At 62.3% G+C, this 20,200-nt stretch carries 12 protein-coding genes and 1 tRNA gene; 6 read left to right on the top strand and 7 right to left on the bottom strand.

All coding sequences use genetic code 11. The annotated features are described in order from the left end of the window. Nucleotides 1-8: 8 nt before the first annotated feature. From HPY65_03080 to moaC, 6 genes are all read right to left on the bottom strand, one after another. Nucleotides 9-1,622: a CTP synthase gene (locus HPY65_03080; protein ID NPU83447.1), complete on the bottom strand. Its 1,614-nt coding sequence runs from the start codon at nucleotides 1,620-1,622 to the stop codon at nucleotides 9-11. Continuing rightward, a complete protein-coding gene (locus tag HPY65_03075) occupies nucleotides 1,619-5,371 on the bottom strand; it encodes an SIS domain-containing protein (protein NPU83446.1) in 3,753 nt (1,250 codons plus the stop codon). The genes HPY65_03080 and HPY65_03075 overlap by 4 nt, the downstream gene beginning before the upstream one ends. A gap of 13 nt (nucleotides 5,372-5,384) precedes the next feature. Then, complete coding sequence (locus HPY65_03070) at nucleotides 5,385-6,650, bottom strand: UDP-N-acetylglucosamine pyrophosphorylase (protein ID NPU83445.1); 1,266 nt, start codon at nucleotides 6,648-6,650, stop codon at nucleotides 5,385-5,387. Between the two features lie 51 nt (nucleotides 6,651-6,701). Then, nucleotides 6,702-6,926 carry a Fis family transcriptional regulator gene (locus HPY65_03065; protein NPU83444.1) on the bottom strand — a complete coding sequence of 75 codons (225 nt, stop codon included), beginning with the start codon at nucleotides 6,924-6,926 and terminating at the stop codon, nucleotides 6,702-6,704. 109 nt (nucleotides 6,927-7,035) lie between these two features. Continuing rightward, nucleotides 7,036-7,554: a hypothetical protein gene (locus tag HPY65_03060; GenBank protein NPU83443.1), complete on the bottom strand. Its 519-nt coding sequence runs from the start codon at nucleotides 7,552-7,554 to the stop codon at nucleotides 7,036-7,038. Nucleotides 7,555-7,576: 22 nt separating this feature from the next. Beyond that, entirely contained in the window at nucleotides 7,577-8,053 is a 477-nt protein-coding gene (moaC, locus tag HPY65_03055; GenBank protein ID NPU83442.1) for a cyclic pyranopterin monophosphate synthase MoaC, read from the bottom strand. 236 nt (nucleotides 8,054-8,289) lie between these two features. On the opposite strand from moaC, the gene HPY65_03050 reads away from it, so the two are divergent. From HPY65_03050 to glgP, 6 genes are all read left to right on the top strand, one after another. Beyond that, entirely contained in the window at nucleotides 8,290-9,822 is a 1,533-nt protein-coding gene (locus HPY65_03050; GenBank protein NPU83441.1) for a YifB family Mg chelatase-like AAA ATPase, read from the top strand. A gap of 51 nt (nucleotides 9,823-9,873) precedes the next feature. Beyond that, entirely contained in the window at nucleotides 9,874-10,950 is a 1,077-nt protein-coding gene (locus HPY65_03045) for a branched-chain amino acid aminotransferase (protein NPU83440.1), read from the top strand. Nucleotides 10,951-11,229: 279 nt separating this feature from the next. Next, nucleotides 11,230-11,979 (top strand): outer membrane lipoprotein carrier protein LolA, encoded by a 750-nt coding sequence (locus tag HPY65_03040; protein NPU83439.1) that lies wholly within the window; start codon nucleotides 11,230-11,232, stop codon nucleotides 11,977-11,979. Between the two features lie 67 nt (nucleotides 11,980-12,046). Further along, nucleotides 12,047-14,071: a glycogen debranching protein gene (locus HPY65_03035; protein ID NPU83438.1), complete on the top strand. Its 2,025-nt coding sequence runs from the start codon at nucleotides 12,047-12,049 to the stop codon at nucleotides 14,069-14,071. A gap of 101 nt (nucleotides 14,072-14,172) precedes the next feature. After that, the gene (locus HPY65_03030; GenBank protein NPU83437.1) at nucleotides 14,173-15,399 is read left to right on the top strand and encodes a glycosyltransferase family 4 protein; all 1,227 of its coding nucleotides are present in this window, start codon (nucleotides 14,173-14,175) and stop codon (nucleotides 15,397-15,399) included. A 184-nt stretch (nucleotides 15,400-15,583) separates the two neighbouring features. After that, the gene (gene glgP / locus HPY65_03025; protein ID NPU83436.1) at nucleotides 15,584-19,837 is read left to right on the top strand and encodes an alpha-glucan family phosphorylase; all 4,254 of its coding nucleotides are present in this window, start codon (nucleotides 15,584-15,586) and stop codon (nucleotides 19,835-19,837) included. Nucleotides 19,838-20,018: 181 nt separating this feature from the next. Here the strand turns inward: glgP and HPY65_03020 are convergent. Then, nucleotides 20,019-20,106, bottom strand: a tRNA-Leu gene (locus HPY65_03020). Nucleotides 20,107-20,200: the final 94 nt, after the last annotated feature.

Here is a 20,200-nt window from a genome sequence, read left to right as displayed (position 1 = left end):
CAGGGGCCTCAGCGCCCGCCTCCACTCTTGAACTTCCCGGCCGCCTCGATGAACCGGGCGAACAGGGGGTGGGGACTCGTCGGCCGGGACTTGAACTCGGGGTGGAACTGGCAGCCCAGATACCAGGGATGGTCCTTGATCTCGACGATTTCCGCCAGGCGGCCATCGGGAGAGGTACCGGTAATCCGAAGCCCCTTTCCGGTGAGGGTCTCCTTGAAGTCGTTGTTGAACTCGTAGCGGTGACGGTGGCGCTCCTGTATATCCCCGTGGCCGTAGGCCTCGAAGGCGAAGGACCCCTCCTCGAGGAGGCAGGGATAGGCCCCCAGGCGCATCGTTGCGCCCTTCTCCGTCACAACCTTCTGTTCCGGCAGGAGATCGATGACCGGGTACGGCGTCTCCTCGTCGAATTCGGAGCTGTTGGCCTGTCCCATCCCGCAGACAAACCGGGCGAATTCCACCACGGCCATCTGCATGCCCAGGCAGATCCCGAAGAAGGGTATCCCCTTCTTCCGGGCATGGTGAATGGCCGTAATCATGCCCTCGATGCCCCGGTTTCCGAAGCCCCCGGGAACCAGGACTCCGTCGGCTCCGTCCAGCTGGTGGCCCAACCCCTCCTTCTCGATTTTCTCCGAATCGACGAACCGGAGGTTCACCCGGCAGTCGTTGGCAATGCCGCCGTGGACGAGGGCCTCGTTGAGACTCTTGTAGGAGTCGGTCAGGTTTACGTATTTCCCCACGATGGCGATGCAGACCTCGCCGGAGGGGCTGATCATCCGGTCCACTACCGTCTCCCAGGCCTCCAGGTGGGGCTGGCCGGTCCACATGTTGAGAAGGTCGATGATCTTGCCGTCCAGACCCTCCCGGTGGAAATTCAGCGGGACCTGGTAGATGCAGCTGGCGTCCTTGGCGGTAAAGACGGAGGCCACCTCGACGTTGCAGAACAGGGCGATCTTCGCCTTGATGTCCTCGGTGAGGAAATCCTCCGTCCGGCAGAGGAGAATATCCGGCTGGATGCCGATCTCCCGGAGGGCCTTCACGCTGTGCTGGGTGGGTTTGGTCTTCACCTCCCCCGCCGTCTTGATGAAGGGCACCCAGGTCAGGTGGATGAAGATGGCGTTCTGCCGTCCCACCTCGTTGCGGAACTGGCGGATGGCCTCCAGGAAGGGCAGGCTCTCGATGTCGCCCACGGTCCCGCCGATCTCCACGATGGTCACATCGAAGCCTTCCGCGGTTTTCCGGATGAAATCCTTGATCTCGTTGGTGATGTGTGGAATCACCTGGACCGTCTTGCCCAGGTAGTCCCCCCGGCGCTCCTTGGTGATGACGGCATAGTAGACCTGCCCTGTCGTCAGGTTGTTGCACCGGCCCATGCGCGTGCTGGTGAACCGTTCATAATGCCCCAGGTCCAGGTCCGTCTCGGCGCCGTCGTCGGTGACGAAGACTTCCCCGTGCTGAAAGGGGCTCATGGTTCCCGGGTCGACGTTGATGTAGGGATCCAGTTTCTGGTTCGTGACCCTGAGTCCCCGCGATTCCAGAAGCGCCGCGATGGACGCCGCCGCCAGCCCTTTCCCCAGGGAGGAAAGGACCCCGCCCGTAACGAAGATGTATTTGGTCGTTTTCATGCTTGCTCCAGCATCTGCTTGATTTTCCCGGCGATCACCTCGGGTGGTTCGCTCAGGAGGACTTCGAGGGTGAAGGATTCCAGGTATTGGTCTTTCCAGGCCAGGTTGTATTCGTTCACCAGGTTCCGGATCTCGTTGTAGGCATAACCGATGACCTCCACTTTCTCGCGGAGGGTCAGGGCTTCATTGTACCGGACATGGATCAGGAGGAGATGCCGGACCATTCCCCCCTTGAGCAGCGGAACGATCACGATGGAGGCCCCGTCGGATTTTCCCCGCCCCACATAGACGCGGCCCGTCCGGACAATCGTCCGTTTCGTCCCCATGAGCGTTTTCGTCCCCTCCGTGCGGGAGGCCATTTCGAGGGACACGCCGCCCCGCTGGCGGATCGCGATTGTGGTCTGGTCGACGGGTCTCCCGTCATCGTCCAGGCGGTCGATCGCGTAGAGGGTGTACCCGTTGATCGCGGCCACCGCCGGCTGAATCCGGCGGAGAACGATGATGTCCCTGGAGGACAGGTCCTTCACGGTAAAACCGAGATCCCGGAACAGGTCGAAGAAGATTCCCCGGAGAGGCACTACCTTGCGACTCGTTCCGACGGTGACGGTCTTCGCCTGGTGGCGGATGGCGTCGACCGGACGGGAGAGATCCTCCGCCGCCTGGGCAAGGGTGATATCCAGGAGGTCCAGCGGTGTGACCGGTCCGTTGTCGCCCCGGAAGTCATACCAGAAGTCCTCCAGGGGAAGCTTGCCCATCGCGTATTTCAAGAGGAGCATGATGTCCGAAACGGCCTTGACGCTCGTCGCGGAAAAGGCCCCCTCGTCCCGGAGTTTATGGAAGGTGTTGGAAAAATCGCGGATCATGCGGCGGAACGTCCGATCCGCCATCCGCTCGTAGAACGTCACCGCCCGGCCTGTCGGATCCACCATGGACTGCTGGATCCGGTTCCGGAAATCCCTCAGAAACAGGGAATCCTGATGAATGCTGCAAGCGGCGTAATAGCCCCACAGGTGGCCCGCAAGGGTATTCAGGATCACCGGAAGGGGCATGCGGGCCGGCGGGATGGGGATGACCGAATCGGCCAGGGCATCGAACCGCTCTTCGCCCTCGTCGGCGAACACGACCACGGCGGCCTTGTGGGCCTTGAAGATGGCCACGTCCTTCACCAGGTCGCCCACGACCGTTTCCGGATTGCCGGCGGCGCAGACAATGATCAGGGGCTCCGCCGACAGGTCGATGTGCTTCTTGTTCTCCGTCACGTCCGAGGAAATCGTCCGATAGCACAACTCGCTCAACTTGATGCGGATCTCGTCCGCCGCCGCCTTGTTGGGCCCGCTGCCCACGATGGCCCAGTAGCGCTTCCGTTTCGCCAGGAGTTCCGCCGAATACCGGACAAGATCCTTCCGGGCCAACACCCGCTTCATCATCTCCGGGGCCTGTTCAAGGCTGGAAAGCTCTTCGGCGATGTCTTCATCGGAGAGGGAGCCCATCAGCTGGGCAATGAACAGGGCCAGGATGTGGCCGGCCACGATCTGGGAATAGAAAGCCTTGGTGGACGCCACGGACATCTCGATGTCCCGTCCGTCACTGGTATAGAAAACTCCGTCCGACTTCGATGTGATGTCGGACTGCCGCCGGTTGACGATGGCGACCACCCGGGCTCCCCGCTCATGGGCCATGGCCACGGCCCGGTTCGTATCCGTCGTGGTTCCCGACTGGGTGATGGGCACTACCAGCATATCCTTCAAATCATCTTCCAGGGAAAAGCCGCTGAGTTCCGAGGCAACCTTTCCTTCCACCCGGATACGGGTTCCCCGGAGATGCCGCTCCATGGCGTCGGCCACGGCGGAGCCCGCCACGGCGGCCGTTCCGTGGCCGATGACCATGATGCGCCGGATGGTTCCTTCCCGAAGGTCGGATCGAACGGAGAGCGGGACAATATCTTCCCCGATATTGAAGGCGACCTGCGGATCTTCGCCTGCTTTCCGGAGGATCCGGTATTTCCCCCGGAGGGTTTTCCGGATGGAAAGGGCGGATTCGTTGATTTCCTTGAGGAAGAAATGGGCGTGGGTTCCCCGGTCGATATCCCGGGTGGTCATCTCGGCCCGTTTGATCGAAGCGTCGCCGAGGGTAATGGGCGATCCGTCATAGGCAAAGGCACGGATTCCCGCCAGCCCCCCTTCCGATTCCTGGTGCAGGACGAAAATCTGCCCCGTCGATTCGGGCATATCCGGATGCGACGGTGTCTCCCCGTCCATCTTGACGAACCGGGGGGTTCCCTCTACGAGGCCGTACAGTTCCGATGAAAAGATGTATTGATCCGGAGCGAGGCCCACGTAGATCGTCTGACCGCTGCCCTTGAGGGCCAGGAACGCCTTGCCCGGCTCCAGGTCGCTCGTCATGGCGATGGCATGGGACCCTTCGAAATCGCTAACCGCCAGCCGGAAGGATTCCGTCAGGTCGTGCCCCTCCAGGAGGTAGCGCTCGATCTGGAGGGGAATGATCTTCGTGTCGGTGGTCAACTCCGGTACAATGAGCTCGCCCTCGACCTCCAGGTTTTTCCGCAGGGCCGGGTAGTTGTCGATGTCCCCGTTGAGGACGACATGAATGGTCCAGTTCCCCTCGCCGTAACGGGGATAGGCCTTGCGACCCTTCCGGTCCGCCAGGGTGAAGCTGTTCACGGGGTGGCAGTTCTCCTCCGTGATCGAACCGACGGAAGCCCAGCGGGTATGCGTCATGGAGGTCTCCAGGAGAGCCTCCTGCCGGGCAAAGAGCCGGAGGACGGCGTCCCTGGAAACGGCCTCGCGGAGCTCCCGGACGTTCCTCCCGAGCTCGCCGATGATGGAAGACGTCTTATAGACGAAGGTGGCGGTTACGTCCCGCCGTCCGGGGTCGCCGGCGGCCGCCCGCTCCGAGATCCGGATGCTTCCGTTCAGAAGATCCCCCCCGCAGGACCTCCGGGAATAGTCCTCGTATAGCCCTTCCTCCCGCAGAACGTCCTCCAGGCGGCGAAAGCGCTCTGCATCGGGGAATGTCACGGCCAGTTCCAGGCCGGCCGAATCGCGTCCACGGACTTCCAGGCGGTCGACGCAGTTGAGGAGAAAGTTCATTCTCCTGTATTTTCCAAACGCAGCCGGATCGACATCCTGCGGCGACGAAGCCCCGGCGAGGGCCGCGATCCGGTCCACATTCGCCAGCACATCCTTTTCCAGGGTCCACAGGATGTCCTTCAGCAGGATCTGCCGGCTTCCCAGGATTTCCAGGTCTGCGGTGCTGAACGATGTCGCAGCTTCCTCCAGTTCCTTCTCTTCCTGTCCGACAAAGCCCTCCAGTTCCGCACACAGGAGCCTGAGATCGGCGACCTGGCCATCCCGAAAGAAGAGATCCTGGTAAGGCCCGTCTTCCTTGAGCCGGGATGCCCCGGCGTCCAGTTCCCGCAGGGTTTCCGGTTCCAGATAATCCGGCGGCTGGAGGGCTCCCATGCGGAGGGCCTTCATGCCCTTTTCCCGGACCCGCCCGAGGACCAGCCGAAGCCTCTCCACGCCCGCCGTCTCTCCCGGAGAACCGGCCCGCCGGATGGTGACGATGCCGGCGAGGCCGCAGGCAAGAAGTCCAAGCTGCAGGGGAAACAGGATGACGGCGGGACCGCGGACGTCCTCCGGACGTTTCCCGACGAATACGTCCCAGGCCGCCAGGGCCCGGACGACACCTGCGCCGAATCTTCCGATATGCCGTATGAATCTCATCATCATGAATATCCTGTCATGCCGTCTCTGCGGACCCGGACCGAAAGGCCGCCAGGACGCCCAGGACCCGCTCCATTCGATCGCTCACGACGCTCTCCAGCCAGGCCGTTCCCAACTGTCGCTCCGACGGATCCAGCACACGGATGAACGGCAGATAGTCCGCCGGGCCGGACGGACGGCTCATCCGCCGGTCCAGCACCGCCAGAAACCGGTCCCGGAGCGCCTGGTCTCCGAATGACCCGGCTCTATCCCCGAGCATCGACTCCGCCTCCGGCCATCGCTCCCGGAGCTGGCGGCGGCGGGCGTTCCCTGCCTCAGTCTCCCCGACCGCTTCATCCTCTGCCGGCATCTTCCCGGAAAATTCCCGCAAGCGCCGGATCCGTTCCGATACCGCTCCGTCGAGAACGGCCAGCGCACCCGGCAGCAACTCCCTTTCGTGCGTACCGGCAGCGAAAAAACGGCTCCGGACATGGGCATACCAGTCCTGCAGGGCGAAAAGGCTGGCCACGTACAGAAGGTTGTTCCGGATCTTTCTTCCGACATCCCCACGGCGATCCGGGTGGAAGGACCTGTCGTTTCCGGCTCCCCCGATGCTGACCGCCGTCGCGTTCCCCTCCGGGATGTCCCGGCGGCAGATCGCGCCCGCGGGAAGAACCGTGCCGAACCCCATCCGGACCGGCCCGACGATCCCCCCCTGCCCGCCCAGAAAAATGGGGGGCTGGTCCAGCATGACGCCGCGCGGCACATCACCGAGGAGCGACGCCGTCGCCTTGTCCTGACGGGGAGTGTAGTTGAAGTGGATGAAGGAGCTTCCCACCTCGCTGTGATTCCGGCGGCTCGTGCCTCCACCCATGAGGCAGTCGCAGAAGTTGATCAGGCTGCCGAGGGTCACGAAGGGGAACAGGATGGTCTGTTTGAGTCCGACGGCATGGGCTCCGGAGGATTCCTCTTCGAGAAGGCATCCCTCCCGGACGTGAGAGGCGGAACCGAACGTCACACCGTGCAGAAAAACCGAGCCCCGAAAGAAGCCGCCCTTGAGTTCCACGTCCGGCCCCATCAGGCAGTTCTCCACGACGGCCGGACCTTCCGCCCCCAGTTTCACCCCGTCGCAGAGGAGCGTTTGTTCTCCTCGAAGCCTGACCCCGCCATGGAGGACGACGCCCCGGGCGGACACCCGGTCCGGGGAAACCTCTTCCCCCACTTCCACAGACCAGGGATGAGGAATCCGGACGCCTTTTTCAAGGAGCCTCCGAATAGCGACCGGCAGGAAGACGTCATCCATGTTCCGGCATCTCTCCAAAGGAAGGCCGACCCGGATTCCCTGCCGACATCATCATTCCTCCTTCGGATCGCCGTCCAGACCAAGCCTGATCAGCTTTTTCTGGAAGGTGTTCCGGTTAACCCCCAGGTATGCCGCAGCCTTGCTCCGCACGTTTCCGGAACGGCTCAGGGCGATCCGGAACAGGCTCCGCTCCACCATCGTCATCACGTTTTCGTGGAGCCGGCTTTTCCCATTGCCCGACGTGCAGAGTACCGTGGCAATATCCTCGAGTTTCATCTCCATCATCCGTTCCACTACCTGGACGGGATCATTCGCTTTCTCCGTCCGGCTTCCGGCTGTGGATTTTTTTGTCTTCATGGTCTTGGGGCTTTCTCCATTGGAAGGGTTAAATCTTCAGGACCTTCAGGGCTAGAATGCCGATGATAACGACCGCTGCGAACCACGCCGCCGCTGCATCCGATTTGCCGCGGACAGGCTGGTCCACCTGGGCGCGGAGTGTCTCCTCCACCCTCTCCGCATCCAGGTGCCGGACCATGCCGGCGACCAGCTTCTCATAGTTCCCGTACGCGCTGGACAGGACATGATATCCCTTCGTCGTCGTCAGGAGAATATAGGCCTTGCCGCGCATGATCAGGGTTCCGGCGTAATTGATTTCCGGCCAGAGAAGGCGGGTTTCCCGGAAAAACTTCCGGATGGCGATCCCGTCCTCGTCGGCGGTTACGTTCCGTGAAGCCGATTCGGCGAAGACGGCCAGGGCCAGAATAAAGAAAACGCCCAGAACCACGTGCTCCGTAAAAGTCCCCGGACCGAGGACGGACAGGAGTAGAAGTACCAGCAGGAGGAGGGCGTCCAGACCCAGGGGAATCAAAAAGGAGGTTTTAATCCGGTATCTCGTCTGCGTCATGAACTCTTCCGGTTTTGAGGGATCACTGCTCCCGGACAAAGGATCCGCTCTTGCCTCCCTTTTTCGAGATCAGGCGGATCTCCGTCAGAACCATTGCCCGGTCCACGGCCTTGCACATGTCATAGATGGTGAGGGCCGCCGCGCTGACCGCCGTCATGGCCTCCATCTCCACGCCCGTTCTTCCTCGGGTGGTCACCTGCGCCTCGATTTCCAGCGTACGGTCATCCCGCTCGGAAAACCGGATTTCAATCCCCGTCAGTTCCAGGGGATGGCACAGGGGAATCCATCCTGACGTGTTCTTGGCCGCCATGATTCCGGCGATCCGGGCGACGGCGAAGACATCTCCCTTGGCCATCTCACCCCGGGAGATTCTCGAGAGGGTTTCCGGCTTCATGAGCACCGCTCCACTGGCCGTTGCCACGCGCATGGTCTCTTTCTTCCGCGTGACGTCAACCATACGGGCCTTGCCGTGTTCATCCAAATGGGACATTCGGGTCATGGCGCTTGTTGTGATTAGCTGACTCCAGGAAAGTGAACGGATAAGCAAAAGCGGATGGAACTTAACACAGGGAGTCAGCGGCGTCAAGCCGGTTCCGTCGAGGGTTGAAGCGAGACAGAAAGACCTTGCTTTCATTGGCGTTCTACAATAAAAGGAAAACCCCCTGCCGGGAGCAGTCCTTCCATCCCGAAGTAACCACCATTGCAATCTTACTGCGAGCAATCTGTGAGGGAAATGTGATCGTCAAGACCTCCGGTGCCACGGTCATCGGCATCGACTGCCATCTTGTGGACGTGGAAGTGGACGTAGCCCACGGCATTCCCCATTTTTCCACGGTCGGACTGCCGGATGCCGCGGTCCGGGAAAGCAAGGACCGTATCCGGGCCGCGATCCGGAACACCGGCTACCCCTTTCCCCGCCACCACGTGACCGTCAACCTGGCGCCCGCGGACATCCGGAAAGAGGGAACCGGATTCGACCTGCCCATCGCCCTGGGCATCCTGGCGGCCCAGGACATCGTCCGGCCTGAAGCGATCCAGGGCTACGTATTCATGGGCGAGCTCTCGCTCAACGGATCCATCAAGGGGGTCCAGGGAGTGCTGCCGGTGGCCCAGGAAATACACCGGTCCGGAAGGGAGGGAATTGTCGTTGCCCGTGAAAATGCGGACGAAGCGGCCATGGTCGGGGGCATCGACGTTCTGCCGGTGGACGTTCTGTCGGATGTGGTGGACGGGTTTTCCGGAACAAGACCGATCGCTCCCCACCGGGTGGACGTGGAATCCCTGTTCCGGCAGAACCTGCAGCCGGTCCCGGATTTCAGTGAGATCCGGGGGCAGGAGCAGGCCAAGCGGGCCATGGAGGTAGCCGCCGCGGGAGGACACAACATCCTGATGATCGGTCCCCCAGGGGCGGGGAAAACCATGCTGGCCCAGCGTCTCCCCGGCATCCTCCCGGAGCTGACGCTGACGGAAGCCATCGAAACGACGAAGATCTTTTCCGTGGCCGGCCTCCTGGAACGAAACCGCTCCCTCGTCGGCATGCGGCCCTTCCGTTCGCCCCATCACACCGTGTCCGACGCGGGAATGGTGGGAGGGGGGCAGCAGCCCCGGCCCGGGGAGATCAGCCTCGCCCACAACGGCGTTCTCTTTCTCGACGAGCTTCCGGAATTCCGCAAGAACGTCCTGGAGGCCCTCCGCCAGCCCATGGAAGACGGGGTCATCACCATCAGCCGCTCCGCCGTGAGCACGACCTTTCCCGCCCGATTCATGCTCGTGGCGGCGATGAATCCCTGCCCCTGCGGATTCCTCGGGGAGACGCGCCGGCACTGCCGCTGCTCCGCCACGGCGGTCCGTAACTACCAGTCGCGGATCTCCGGACCGCTCCTGGACCGGATCGACCTCCATATCGAGGTTCCGGCAGTGCGCCATCGGGAGTTGACCGGAGGCCCCCCTGGAGAAAGCTCTTCAACCATCGCCGGCCGCGTCCGGAACGCCCGCCGGCTTCAGAGGGAGCGTTTCGGCGGAAAGGACGCGGCGGCCAACGCCCGGATGGACAACGAACAGATCCGCCGGTTCTGTTCCCTCGACGCGGAATCCCGCCGCCTCCTGGAAATGGCCATGGAAAAGCTGGGGCTCAGCGCCCGGGCCTACACGAGGATCCTCAAGACCGCCCGCACGATCGCCGATCTGGCGGACTCGGGGTCCATCGGACTTTCCCACGTCGCCGAGGCGATCCAGTACAGAAGCCTTGATCGTCTCGTTTCTTCGTGATATAAGGTTCTCCAATTTTTTTCAGATGTTAAATCATACTGGGGGGAAATCATGAAGATCAAGACCACGAAGACCGCACCGGCAAAGCGTAAACCCAAACACAAGAACGAAGCGACGCTGGGGTTCGGGAAGATCTTCACGGACCACATGTTCACCATGCCGTATCGGGAAGGCAAGGGCTGGTTCGATCCCGCCATTGTACCCTACAGGGATTTTTCCCTCGATCCCGCCTGCATCTGCCTTCACTACGCCCAGCTCATCTTCGAGGGCCTGAAGGCCTATCGGGGCAAGGACGGTGCGATCTACCTGTTCCGGCCCCTCGAAAACGCCCGTCGCATGAACAATTCGGCGCGGCGCCTCTGCATGCCCGCCGTCGACGAGAACCTTTTCCTGGAGGCTGTCCGCGAGCTGGTGATCATCGAGAAAGACTGGATTCCCAAAGGCCTGGGCACGTCCCTCTACATCCGGCCCACCATGATTGCCACGGAGCCGGCCCTGGGCGTCCACTCCTCCCCGGAATACCTGTTCTACATCATCGTGGGCCCCGTCGGCGCCTACTACCCCGAGGGATTCAGCCCCACGAAAATATTCGTGGAGGAGCATTACGTCCGGTCCGCCCCCGGGGGCATCGGCTACTGCAAGGCCGCGGCGAATTACGCCGCCAGCCTTTACGCCAGCAAGGCGGCCCAGGAACAGGGATATACCCAGGTTCTCTGGCTCGATGCCGTCCATAAAAAATACGTGGAGGAAGTGGGCACAAGCAACATCTTCTTCCTCATCGGCGATGAGCTGATCACACCGCCACTGGGTGGAACGATTCTACCGGGGATCACGCGGGATTCGGTGATCCAGCTCGCACGCAGCTGGAGCATCCCCGTGATGGAACGCCCCGTCACCATGGAGGAGGTGATCATTGCCTCGGAGCGCGGTCTCCTCAAGGAGGCCTTCGCCTCCGGAACTGCGGCCATCGTCTCGCCCATCGGCCAGATGTTCTTCCGCGGCAAGGAGCACAAGATCGGCGGCGGGAAAACAGGCGCCCTGACGAAGCGGCTGTACAATGAAATCCTGCAGATCCAGTACGGCGAGAAGGAAGATCCCTTCGGATGGCGCCTGAGAATATCAGGGTAACTGCTATTTCGCGGGTTCTTTCCCTTGATCCGGGGAGTTAACGGAGAAATCCACAGAGCTGTTGACAAACATGTTGACAACTCTGTGGACAAAAACTCTAAGGCTTCAAATGTCACGATTTTATACCGCCTTGCACAAGGTGTAGGCAGAGCAAATCTTATTTTATTTCAAGTGCTTACAAAGCAAGGTAGAATTACGGAACGTTAGCGCGTTCCGCAAGCCCCTTTTCAAGACCTAAAGAAAGAAATGTGCCAGAGAAGGCAGGGTGCAGGATCATTTATGAAGTTTATTACGGCGAGACAGAATTCCCTTCCTCATTCAACAGTTTTGTCATCCGCACGGCGGAGACGGCTCCGCCGGCTCTTCGTACTCCTTTCCGTCCTGTGGCTTCCGGTCCTGGCGTTTCTCATTCTGCCGGAGGCGATCCGGGCGGAGGCGCCACCGCTGGACAAGCTCCTGGCGGACATGCAGGAGCGGTATGAAAAAACCGAATCCCTGAAGGGGCGATTCATACAGGAAGTCACCGTAAAGGGATCGAAAAAGGCCGAGCGGGAAGAAGGGACGGTCTATTTCCGAAACCCCGGGCGCATGGCCTGGCATTACGAGAAGCCGAAGGCGAAGAAGCTGATCATCGGGCCCAAGACATCATGGCTCTATGTACCGGAAGACCGGGCCGTTTATGTCCAGAGGGCCGAAAGTCTTCTCAAATCCAGGTTGACCATCCGCTTTTTCACCGGACTGGGGAAACTCAGGGAGGACTTCCAGATCGAATACGCCAAACCCGAGGCGATCGATCGGGAAGGAAATCTCCTGCTGGTCCTCACCCCCCGGGATCCCGGTCTGGGCATCTCACGCTTACACCTGACCGTCGGCAGGGAGGACCTCCAGGTCCACGAAGTACGATTTACCGACTCCTTCGGGAACCTCACCAGGGTCGCCTTTCGGGACCTGCAAGAAAACGTCCGGATTTCCGACCGGACCTTCTCCTTCAAACCCCCGAAAGGGGTCGAGGTTCTCCAGCTTCCCTGATCCGGCCTGATCCGGAAGGAACAGCCGTCCATCGCAGTCGCCATCCCGCAGACCGCAGGGGACTTCCATGGCAACGCCGTCGCTGGAAAACATCACCTCCCTTTCCCGTGACACCCTTCTCGGCCTGGAGTGGCTCGAGACCAACGGCCAGGGCGGGTATGCCTCAAGCACCCTCTTGAGCTGCCATACGCGGAAATACCACGCGCTCCTGGCGGCAAACCTGAAGACGCCGGCGGGCTGCTTCGTCCTGCTCTCGAAGCTGGAGGATGCGTTTCACTGCAACGGCCGGGGAACGCCCCTTTTCTGCGATCGTTTCCCCGGCTGCTTCGTCCCCGCGGAGATGCCGCCCCTGCGGTCTTTTCGCTGGGACCCGGGACCGGTGTTCGAATACGGCGACGGCACGTTCTCCCTGCGCAAGGAAATCATCCTGGTTTTCGAGGAAGATCAGGTTCTCGTCCGTTACGAGCTTCTGGACGGGCCGCCGGGCGGAAGCCTGACCATCCGGCCTTTCCTTGCCTATCGCGGGATTCATGCCCTGGCCCGCCGGAACGGGTTTCTCCAGACCCGGCCGCAGACGATGAGCGACGGGTTCTCGCTCAATCCCTACGAGGGGATGCCCCCGATCTTCTTCCAGACCAGCCTTCAGCCGACGTTCACCCCCTCCCCGGACTGGTACCTGAATTTTGAATACATCCGCGAGCGGGAACGGGGGTACGAATGGAGGGAAGACCTGTTCACACCGGGAGAGCTGACGGTCTCCCTGGAGAGGGGGAAACCGGTCGTCGTATCGGTTTCGCTGACTCCCTGCCGCCGGAAACTGACGGGCCTATGGACAGCCGAAGCGGACCGGCGGAAGCGGGAAGCGGCGGAGGACGGACCTTTCCTGGAGCGGTGCCCCCCGGTAGACCGTCCAGCCCTGTATTCCCTGCTCCGGGCGGGCCGGCAGTTCCTGATCCGCACTCCCGCGGGCCGGCGGGCGGTCATTGCCGGCTATCCCTGGTTTACCGACTGGGGTCGCGATGCACTGATCTCCCTTCCCGGACTCACATTCCGGTCCGGAAGGCCCAAAACGGGAACGGAAATCCTGCTCTGCCTGGCTGAACAGGAGCGGGGAGGACTCCTTCCGAATTTCTTTTCCGACGACGGGCAACCCGGGGCCTACAACACCGTCGATGCTCCGCTGTGGTTTTTCTGGGCGGTCCAGGAGATGCTGGCCTCGACGGGGGACCTGGGCCTTGTCCGGAATCGGTTCTGGCCGGTCCTCAAGCGGATCGTCCGCCACCTGATCGAAGGGACCTCCTTCGACATCTTCATGGACGGCAGGGGGCTTCTTCACGCCGGATCGGAAGAGATGAACCTGACCTGGATGGACGCCCGGGCAGGCGGTGTCCCCGTAACACCGAGGGGCGGCTATGCCGTGGAGGTGAACGCCCTGTGGTACAATGCCGTCTGTTTCTCCGCCACGCTGGCCGAGCATTTCGGGGAGCGGGACTTTTCCCTGAGCGGCCTCCCGGCGCGCATACGACGGTCCTTCCAGGATGCCTTCTGGAATGAAGAGGGAAATTGCCTGGGGGACGTTCTGCAGGGAGGAATCCTGGACACATCCGTCCGGCCCAATCAGGTCATCGCAGCCGCCCTCCCCTTCTCTCCCCTCGATCCCGCCCGGAGGGAGGCGGTCGTGGAAACGGTCCGCAGGACCCTGCTGACACCGCGCGGGCTCCGGACGCTCTCCCGGTCGGACTCCCGGTACTGCGGGCGATACGAAGGAGACGGGGAATCCCGGGACCGGGCGTATCATCAGGGAACGGTCTGGCCGTGGCTTCTCCTGCCTTTCGGCATGGCCCTGCTCCAGGCAACGAAGGACCGGCGGGAGGCGGAGGCGTTTCTTCAAGGATACCTGCGCATCTTCCTCCGGGAACACCTCCCGGAGGCCGGACTCGGCACCATCTCGGAAATCTTCGACGGCGATCCTCCCCACCGCCCGGACGGCTGCATCGCCCAGGCCTGGAGCGTTGCCGCCGTCCTCCATCTCCAGGCTCTGCTCCATGACGGAACGGCCGGAATGGAGGAGGACGGGGATCCCGCGGCCTGAAATGCTTCCGGGCAGCCGGATCCGCGCCGGAAATTCCGTTTACAATCCGGATCAACTATGGAAGAATTCTTGAAAAAGCGAGAGGAACGGAGGGAGATCCCGTGCGCGTCCTGATGTTCGGCTGGGACTTCTCAGCCCGGTTGAGCGGAGGCCTCGGCCCGGCCTGCCGGGGAATCACAGGGGCTTTGTCCGTTCTCGGCCACGACGTGATCCTGGTCTTCCCGCGCGGGAATCCTCCGCCGGAGGACATCCGTACCCATGAACGGGAAGCGGCAGCGGCTCGGGAAATCAACGCCCGCCCCGTTTCCTCCCCCCTGACGCCGTACCAGACCCCGGCATCCTACCGGCCTCCGCCGCTTCGTGCAGCGGAGACCGGCGATCCGGCAGCGGAAGGAGAATACGGGCCCGATCTCCTGTCGGAGGTGCTCCGGTTCGGAGAAGAGGCCTCGTGGCTGGCCCGGGATCTTTCCTTCGACGTGATCCATGCCCACGACTGGATGACGGTGTTCGCAGCGGTCCGGGCCCGGGAAACTTCCGGGAAACCCCTGGTTTTCCATGTCCATTCCCTCGAAATCAACCGCCGGGGCGAGGACATCAACCGGAACATCTTCGAGATCGAGCGATACGGAATGGAGCGGGCGGATCACATCATTGCCGTGAGCGCCTTTCTGAAGAACATGATCGTGAGCCGCTGCGGGATTCCCCCGGAGAAGGTCACCGTCGCATACAACGCGGCCGAGTCGTTCGAGGCGGCCGGACCGGCACCTCCCCGGAACGGCGGCGGGAAGACCGTCCTGTTCCTGGGGAGAATCACGCACCAGAAGGGCCCCCGGTACTTTCTGGACGCGGCAGCCCGGGTCCTCCGGGATCTGCCGGAGACGGATTTCATCATGGCCGGCGACGGCGACGGCCTGGATGAGGCGCGGCGTTACGCCGGGGAGCTCGGAATCGCCGCGCGGATCCGGTTCACGGGATTCCTGGAGGAAGACCGCCTGGAGGAAGTCTTTGCCGTGAGCGATCTGTACGTCCTGAGCAGCGCCTCGGAACCCTTCGGAATCGTGCCGCTGGAAGCGGCCCGGCGCGGTGTCCCGGTCATTCTGTCCCGCCAGTCCGGCGTGGCGGAGGTGCTCAAGACGGCCTGGCGGGTCGATTTCTGGGATACGGAGGAACTGGCCAGGAAAATCATCGACCTCCTGACCCATCCGGATCTCGCCGCCTCGCTTGCACAGGCGGTGCGGGAGGAGGAAGCGGGAATCCGGTGGGATGCCACCGCGGAAAAAATCGACGGAATCTACCGACAGTTGGAAACCGGATTTCCCCCACGCTGAAGAAATCCTTTTCCCGGACGACTCAAGCATCCGCCTGCGAACAGGCTCCGGAAATTGCGGGTCATGAGCCCCGCCCGTCCCTGCGCTGGACGGATCATGAAGGAAGCGAAACCACGGCCGGCGGGCATGCCCATCCGCCCACATATTCATACTGGCATCAGCACCCATGCAAGGAGCACGATTCATGACGGAACACCGGAACACCTACCTGTTCGAGGTCAGCTGGGAGGTCTGCAACAAGGTAGGCGGAATCCATACCGTCCTCACCAGCAAGATGCGGGAGGCCCTGAACACATTCGGGGACCGCTACATCCTGCTCGGTCCGGATCTCAAAAACAATCCCGAGTTCGAGGAAACGGACGAGGAATGCTGGACCCGGATCCGGGAGGCGACGGCCATCAAGGAGATCCCCTGCCGGTTCGGTCGTTGGCGGATCCCGGGCCGGCCGAAAGTCATCCTCGTGGGATTCTCCCAGCGGTACGACAAGGATCAACTCCTGTTCCGCATCTGGGAAAACTGGGGCGTCGATTCCATGACCGGCGGCTGGGACTACGTGGAGCCCGTCATGTTCAGCCACGCCACGGGGGAAGTCATCGAGACGGCGTATCACATTCTGGCGCGTCCCGGAGGGAATCCGGTCATTGCCCATTTCCACGAATGGATGGCCGGAGCGGGCCTTCTCTATCTGAAGCGGCGGATTCCCGAGATCGCCACCGTCTTTACAACCCACGCCACCATTCTGGGCCGCACCCTGTCGGGAACCGGCATGGACCTGTATGGATCGATGGACCACCTCTCGCCCCAGAAAGAGGCTGGAGCCCACAACATCAGCGCGAAATTTTCGATGGAGCACGTCACAGCCCGGGAGGCCGACTGCTTCACCACCGTCAGCGAGATCACCGCCCTGGAGGCCCGGAACATCCTCGGCCGCGCCCCCGATGCCGTCACCCCCAACGGGCTGGACATGGAGAACATCCCGGACCTGACGGAAGACCGGGCGCCAGCGGCGGCATCCCGGGCCGCACTCCTTGCGGCGGCGGGGAAATTCCTCCAGCGGGAGCTTCCGCCGGATACCCGCCTTTTCATGACCTCCGGCCGCTACGAATTCCACAACAAGGGGATCGATCTGTTCCTTGGAGCCCTGGGACGCCTGGAACGGGAACTGGAGGCCGAACGATCGGCCGTGGCCTTCCTCTTCGTCATGGGCGGCCACATGGACCTGCTACCCTCTCTGAAGGCCCATTACACCCGGACCGAACCGGGTCCCATGCCCATCGCCACGCACCGCCTCTCTTACGGTGCCTCGGATCCCGTTCTGGAGACCTGCAAGCGCCTGAGCCTCCGGAACATGCCCGAGAACCGGATCAGCATCATCTTCGTTCCGGCTCCGCTGGACGGAAACGACGGGTTCCTCAATCTTCCCTATTTCGAGGCCCTCCAGGGATGCGACATGGGTGTCTTCCCCTCCTATTACGAGCCGTGGGGATATACGCCGCTGGAGTGCGCTGCCTACGCCGTCCCGACGGTTTCCACCGACCTGGCCGGATTCGGGCAGTGGGTCCGCCAGATGAACGGGGGCTACGACGGCGTGCGGATCCTGGACCGGCGGAACCAGGAGCCGGCAGCCGTCGAAGAAGAGCTGAAGGAAATGCTCCGGGAGAGTTTCTCCTGGACGGAGCAGGATCTTCTCCGGATGCGCCGGGGAGCCCGGCACCTGGCCCTGCATGCAGACTGGAGGGACTTTTACGGGGCATATCTGGCGGCCTACGACGGGGCTCTGGGAAAGGCCTTCGAACGATCCGCCAAGATCGCGGCGACAGATACGGGGGAACGGAAGCACGTCTTTGCCGGCACCGTCTCCACCCAGCCTCACTTCCGGGTTTTCACGGCTGTCGCCAACCTCCCGGAAGCGATCATCCGGCTCCGGGAACTGGCCTACAACCTATGGTGGGTCTGGAATCCCCGGGCCCTGGACCTGTTCGCCACCCTGGACCCGAAACTCTGGCTGGAAATGGGCAACAATCCCGTCCGGATGCTCGAAACGGTCAGCGCCTCGCGGCTCGCCGAGGCGGCCCGGAATCCAAGCTATATGGCCCTGTACGGCCAGATCATGAGCCAGTTCGACGATTACACGGAAGAAAAATCGTCCGACAGCAATCCCTATGCCTCGAACGGCATCCGCTGGTCCAGCCCGGTCGCCTATTTCTCCACCGAGTACGGGCTCCATGAGTGCCTCCCCATCTATTCCGGCGGACTGGGGACCCTCTCGGGGGACCATCTCAAGACGGCCAGCGACATGAACATCCCCCTCGTCGGGATCGGGCTGCTCTACAAGAACGGGTACTTCCGGCAGATCATCGACCGGAACGGGATCCAGATCGCCGAGTATCCGGAGAACGATTTCTCAAGCCTGCCCGTGGAGATCGTCCGCGATGAGCTGGGCACGGACGTCAAGATCTCCCTGGAGCTGCCCGGGCGCACCCTGTACGCGAACATCTGGGAAATCAAGGTCGGCCGGGTTTCCCTCTATCTCCTGGACACGGACGTCCCGGGAAACACGCTCCAGGACCGCTCCATCACATCCCGCCTCTACGGGGCCGATCCGCGGGTGCGGATCGAGCAGGAGATCCTGCTGGGGGCGGGAGGCGTCCGCCTCCTGAAGAAACTCGGCATCCGTCCCCGGGTATACCACATCAACGAGGGACACTCGGCCTTCCTGATTTTCGAGCGGATCGCCGACCTGATGAGCGGGGAGGGGCTGTCCTTCGAGGAGGCAGCGGAGATTGTCCGGGGCAGCACGGTCTTCACCACCCACACCCCCGTGGAGGCCGGAAACGAACGCTTCTCGAAGGACCTGATCGAGTCGCACCTGGGCGGATACCTGAAGCGCTTCGGTCTTTCCTGGGCTCAGTTCTGGGACCTGGGCCGGAAGGAGCGGGGCGACGACCGGCCGTTCTTCATGACCATCCTGGCCCTCAAGATGTCCCACCGGAGCAATGCCGTAAGCAGCCTTCACGGGCAGGTGGCACGCCACATGTGGCGGGATGTCTGGAAGGGATTCGACGATTCGGACATCCCCATCGGACAGATCACCAACGGCGTCCATGTCATGTCCTACATCGCCCCCCGGATGAAGGAGTGCTTCGACACCTACCTGGGGATGGACTGGGAAAAGCACATCGCCGACCCCGAGCGCTGGCAGCGCGTCCAGGACATCCCCGACATTCAGCTGTGGCGGATCCGCTCCGAACTGAAACAGCGGATGCTCGACTATCTCCGCGACTACACCGCCGCCGCGGACACGAAATTCCCTTCCTGGAAGAACTGGCGGGAGGATCTGTTTTCCCGGCTGAATCCGTCTGCGCTCATGATCGGATTCGCCCGCCGTTTCGCCCCGTACAAGCGGGCGGACCTGCTTCTGTCGGACCTGGACCGGCTGGACCGGATCGTCAATCATCCGACCCGGCCGGTGCACGTCATCTTCGCCGGCAAGGCCCATCCCAACGACGACATGGGAAAGAACCTCGTGAAACGGGTCATCGACGTCTGCCGGGACGTCCGGTTCCGGGGCCGCATCTTTTTCATCGAAGACTACTCCCTCGGCAGCGCGCGGATGCTGGTCCGGGGGGTCGATCTCTGGCTCAACACACCCCGGCGCCCCTATGAGGCCAGCGGCACGAGCGGGATGAAGGTGGCCGCCAACGGGGTCCTGAACCTGAGCGTCTCCGACGGCTGGTGGAGCGAGGCCTTCGACGGGACAAACGGATGGACGGTGGGGCCGGTCGTACAGCAGCACGCGGACGAGCGTCCCAATGCCGACGAAGAGGACGGCCGGGACCTCTATACACTCCTGGAAGAAGTCGTCATCCCCGCTTTTTACGAGCGTGATCTTTCCGGAATTCCGGAGCGCTGGATCGCCGCCGTCAAGCGCTCCATGCAGACCCTGATTCCAAAATTCAACACGGAGCGGATGCTGTCCGAGTACTATGAAGGGATGTATCTCCCGGCGGCGCGGCGCGATCAGGAGCTGACGGCCGACGGCTTCGCCCTGACCCGCACGATCGTCGACTGGAAGCGGAAGGTACCCATGCGGTTTTCCTCCCTGAAGCTCCAGGAAGTGACCGTCGAGGGCATTCACGGGGACACGATCGTGGTGGACCAACCCCTGTCGGTCCAGGTTCGGATCGACCCGGGAAAAGTGGCGCCGGAGGAGATCCTCGTGGAGCTGGTGATCGGTCCCAGGGACAGTCACGGCTTCTCCAGTCCACCGGAGCGGGTCCCCCTGAAGATCGCGGACGTGGAAAAGGACGGCCTGCTGGTATTTGCCGGCGAGTACACCGTCCGGGCGAACGGAACCTACTCGTACGGCATCCGGGTTCTGCCGTTCCATCCGCAATTGGCGATGCTTCAGGAGACGGGCCTGATCCTCTGGGGGTAAGCGCGCCAGGAACCGGGCCCGATGCACTTCGGACATGCCATCGGGGCTGTTCCCATGGTTCAGAAGGGCCGTGAGCAGAGAACAGAGAAAACAACGGGTGAAAACACCGCAGCAAAAGCGAACCCGGTTCGGAAACGCAGAGGGGGCGCCCTGCTTGACAGAGCGCCCCCGTCTGTATATATGGTGCCGAAGCCGGGATTTGAACCCGGACAGGCGTACGCCCACTAGACCCTGAACCTAGCGCGTCTACCAAATTCCGCCACTTCGGCAAAAAGGCTGGTGCATTCCAAAAGAGCGTTTTTTTCTACACGAATCGCCAATCCCCTGTCAAGAAAAAATGATCCGCCCGGACCGCGTCAATGG

The sequence above is a fragment of the Syntrophaceae bacterium genome, assembly GCA_013177825.1.
Classification (GTDB): Bacteria; Desulfobacterota; Syntrophia; order Syntrophales; family PHBD01; genus PHBD01.
The sequence above is the reverse complement of the archived record's forward strand: the minus strand, read 5'-3'. Positions and strand labels throughout refer to the sequence as shown.